We start from the raw sequence: 3,681 nt of genomic DNA on the forward strand, positions 1-3,681 counted from the left end.
ATTATCAACACCTGCAGTAACTCCCTCCATCTCATCCCACTTCACATTTCCCATCGTATCACAAACATAATCTTTTCTACTCTTTGCGCGAACCATAGAAATACCGTTAAACTCCGATTGTGGAGTCGTATCTTGATTATATTTCTGACTTATAATGTGTGCAAAATAGTCAGTAAAAACTGTGATTTCAATTTCTTCAATCCAATCCTCTTCTGAAGTATAAAACAATTTCGTAAGACTGATTATACAGCTTAAAATTGTTATACCTTTTCCCGTCATCTTAGTCATATTAACTGGTTTCTCTCCCAGCATATGAGTAACAGTTTTCGGTTCCAGTAGGATTCCACCTATACCTGTAAAATATGAGCCTAAATCTAGTAATGTTGTTGTTCCATCACCTATTTCATTCTTTTTCTGGTCTTTTGGGTCTTGACTCCCTATGGATGCCATATCAAATGTTAGAATTCCGAATGATAGTAAAAAACCGCCCCCTGTGCTTGCATATAAAGAAGCTGGAGTAAAAAACATAATTCCTATCAGAGCATTTGCTTTTACTTCTTTCTCCTCGTTACATCCCCTAGTGATGAATCTTATCTGAATTGATTTTGTATTCTCATCTAACAAAAAATCTTTATTTTCATTAAAAGAATTGACGACATTTAACAAAGATGTTCTGGCACTTTTAACAGATAAATCATTTTCTTCTTTACTTTCAGCCCCCATGTATACACTATTATTATCAAGAACCTGCTGTAAATAATTTGCTCCATTTTTTAATAACTTTATGAATTCAGTTAACAAATTGTTGCAATACAATATATTCTCCTGCCCATTACTCAGGAATTCTATCTTACCACCACATTTACATATTAAATATGACGATGTTAGCAATGCATAACTGACATCCTGCCAATTTTCCATGTCCTGTCCCAGCTTTTCTGCCATCGTTATAATCTGAGAACAATAATCTGTAAAAGATTTCACTTTTTCGTTTGCCGTACTGATTCCCACAGATTCAATAAGACTTATCCATTCCTGACTATATGACTCCATCTCACTTGCTAACTTATTTAATGATTCTGCATAATTCCCTTCATAAATTTGAACCTCATCCAAATAATTTTCCCATCGTTTTATCTTATCTTTTCCTTGATTATATATTTTTTTTAAGGCATGCTCCGCTTTCCATAGTTTATCTACTGTTACAATGTCTTCCCTTCTCTGATTTTCACTAACTTTTCGAGCGGGTGAAGCATCTGAAGGATCTGCTGTAATATATTTTTCTGATTCCTTTCTTTTGGAATATATAGTACTTTTACTCCATTTATAGATGTTTTCTAACTTTTTTGCCATATCATATTTGAAATTTTTTGTATACTTAATAAACATCTGATATTTTTCAGACACTTCAACATCCGAGTAATCAAACCATGTATCTAACAAGGCCAAAACACAGGGTGGATATTCTTTGCTCAGTTCCCTTGCCTCTTCTCTAATTCTTTTTATACTTTCATATCCCCTTAAATAATCCTTGTTATCAGGATATAACGCACTCAATAATTTAACTGCATCATAATAGTATGGAGAAGTGCACTTCCCAAACTTGGGAATATTCTCTATTGCAGCGCAGTCATGATTATGAGCCACTTCCATGCCATGCACTTTTTCCGCATTGCAATGATAAATTCTCAAAATTCTTGTATCCCAAAGCTCTTTTTTATTTTTCTTCGCCTCTTCTTGTGCATAGCAACAGCCAATTTTAGCACCCTCTACTACGAATTTTGTGCTCACTTGCCCCGACCTCCTATTATTGACGTTCTATTATCGCTCCATGCTCCCTGATACCATTCCTTATTGCAATCATGTTACTGTTCTGCTTTAATACTACTGCACTCCCCCCTCTTGCTACAACGCTTCCTCCACTATTAATATCAATCATTCCCCCCGCATCCAACACAATATCCTTATTGCTTCTAATCTCTATCCCCTTTTCATCATCAAGAACCACAGATAACCCTTTATGATTTGTTATTTTTATCTGTCCAGGCGCAAAGCGCACCTCCTGATTCCTTCTTGTACGAATATACTTGTTCTCAGGATCCTTGCGTTCTTCTGATTCTTCCATATGAAGTGCATTGAGAACATATGCATGTTCCGGCAATTCATCTGGAAAATACAGACAGATTTCATCTCCTATCTCTGGCATGCAATACCATCCTGAACCATCTGGTGAGGAATAAACAGTCGCATAGTCAAACCATCTTTGCCCCGTCTGTTTTCCCTTATCTTTATCCAATTCAATTTGTAATTTTTCTCTCCGAACCCTCTTTACCTTTCCATACATCGATGTTCCTGCAAGACTTGTGTTATAATATATTCTCCGTATGGATTTTTCCGGTTTCCTGAGATAATAGAATCGTTTCAACTCCTGATTGATTAATTCCAACTTAACACCAAAAATCTGTAATTCCATATTGTTATATAAGAATTTGTCACCAATCTCTGCAAATCTATCTACCTCCAGTATATATTCCCGACAGATTTTACCATCATAAATACAGTCACTTATCTTACATGACTTTGTATTTATTTCTTCCACTCTTTTTCCATCTCTCATTCCAAAATAGACTGCTGCCTTATTAAGATAACAGTCCGGAATTAAAACAGAGTTCGACTGTGATGCAATACGCTTTAAAAATCCCCAGTCAGATTCCTGGTACTGCACTTCTAAAGGCGCTACACTTTTCTCTCCACACAGGCAGATTATGGAGGCTTCCTTTCGAGATTCTATAACCTCTTTCGCTATATCACGACAGGTCTGTCCCTTTCTCTGGAATGTCCGAAACATAATTTCCTGTTCCAACAGACAGGTATAGGAAAGCGCTACCACCTCAACCTCATACAAATTTCCTTCCATATGTAATTCCAACTCTGTTATCACGCCACGGAAAAGAAGCTTTTTTTCTTCCCTATCTTCTTCAATACTAACTGATATTTCACTGTGAATCATCCGCCTAGCCAAAATCTCTTCTGCTTGCTCTTTATGTATGAATCCCTTGATTACAAGAGACACATGTTCATTTATATTTTTTATAATACTGAATTTACTGATTTGACTAATCTGAAATGGATGAATATCCAATTGAAACGCGTTCATCCTTTTACCTCCTCCCTAATTGTAGGTATTAACTTTAATATGATTGGCTTCCAGTCATCCTGAAGTCTTGAAGGACAATTAAACCCACCCAAGAGCATTCCATCCTGTCCTGAAGCAATATAGATCATATTGTAAATCATTCCACCTGAGACTGGCGCCAGAAAATCTGCCCAATAAAATGAAGTCACCTCATCTGTAACCTGCCCTTTATCCATAAATATATATTGCGGGCATATACTAAGAATAGAGATTCCCAAATTATCTCGTAATTGTTCCAGTGATATCACATCCACATTCTGTTTTAGAACGCTAAGAGTTACAGTAACTTCCGCATCTGCGTCTGCCCAAATAATACCAGGACGCTTTTCCATGGGATATTTTTGTTTCTTTGTTTTCTCATCCATTGGTTCTAAGATGTCAGGAAGTACCATTTTACGTCCTGTTTCATCTAAACTCTGCTCTTTAAATGTAATAAACCTTTCTCCAACATACATCCCCGTATGAATCGAATTAAATTTCTTTTT

3 protein-coding genes are annotated in these 3,681 nt (G+C 36.2%); all 3 read right to left on the reverse strand.

Features of this window, described 5'->3' with window-relative positions:
• Positions 1-1,791, reverse strand: a 1,791-nt coding sequence (locus HMPREF9473_RS24175; protein ID WP_006782858.1) for a hypothetical protein, incomplete at its 3' end; no start/stop codon positions are given.
• Between the two features lie 16 nt (positions 1,792-1,807).
• The gene (locus tag HMPREF9473_RS24180; protein WP_006782859.1) at positions 1,808-3,157 is read right to left on the reverse strand and encodes a contractile injection system protein, VgrG/Pvc8 family; all 1,350 of its coding nucleotides are present in this window, start codon (positions 3,155-3,157) and stop codon (positions 1,808-1,810) included.
• A partial coding sequence (locus HMPREF9473_RS24185) for a hypothetical protein (protein WP_006782860.1) occupies positions 3,154-3,681 on the reverse strand: 528 nt, incomplete at its 5' end. The genes HMPREF9473_RS24185 and HMPREF9473_RS24180, both read right to left, overlap by 4 nt.

This window comes from Hungatella hathewayi WAL-18680, from assembly GCF_000235505.1.
Taxonomy (GTDB): Bacteria; Bacillota; Clostridia; order Lachnospirales; family Lachnospiraceae; genus Hungatella_A; species Hungatella_A hathewayi_A.